This window comes from Pseudomonas sp. IT-P74 (assembly GCF_949768175.1).
Taxonomy (GTDB): domain Bacteria; phylum Pseudomonadota; class Gammaproteobacteria; order Pseudomonadales; family Pseudomonadaceae; genus Aquipseudomonas.
Map to the genome: position 1 here is coordinate 1 of NZ_CATKQD010000052.1, position 642 is coordinate 642.

Here is a 642-nt window from a genome sequence, read left to right on the forward strand (position 1 = left end):
GTGCCGTCGATCACCAGGTTTTCGAAGGTTTTGCCGTCAACCGTTGCATCGCTGACGCCAATCGAGAGGGTCTGACCGTCCTTGTAAACGTCGTCGCCCTGCACCGGTGCGGTGTAAATGGCCGACAGCTTGCCCGCTTCAATGGTGACGGTGCCGCCATTGCTCAGGGTGACCTTGAGGTCGTGATCGAGCTTCTGGTCAAGCTTGACGGTGAAGGTCGGCGCAAGGTTTTCCTGCACACCGCCGTTGCCTTCGATGCTCACCGTGACCTGGTCGCCCTGACCCGATGGTTCATCGGTGACAGTAGTTTTGACGTCGGTCTGGCTCAGGGTCAGTTTTTCGAAGTTGTCCGCGCCGCTGACCGATTCCAGTTTGTTGACGATCGCTGCCTGGCCGCCGGTGAACACGTCGTCGGCCGCGGCGATGGTTGCTGTGCCGGTCGCGGTGTTGGCCGGGACGGTGATCTTGGTGCCGTCGGAGAGGGTGAACTCTAACGGACCATGGTTATTGATCGGCAGGCCGGCCGCGTTGGTCAGGGTCACGGTGTAGGTGACCGAGCCGCCTTCGGCCACGGTGGATTTGTCCGCAGTCAGGGTCGCGATCACTTCGCTGACGGTGTCGGTGATGGCCACGTTGGCCGCC

Annotated in this window: 1 protein-coding gene; it reads right to left on the reverse strand. The window is 61.5% G+C overall.

Annotated features, from left to right (window positions below; all coding sequences use genetic code 11):
• Positions 1-642: immunoglobulin-like domain-containing protein (locus ACM6J5_RS20465; RefSeq protein ID WP_414929224.1), on the reverse strand; the 642-nt coding region annotated here is incomplete at both ends.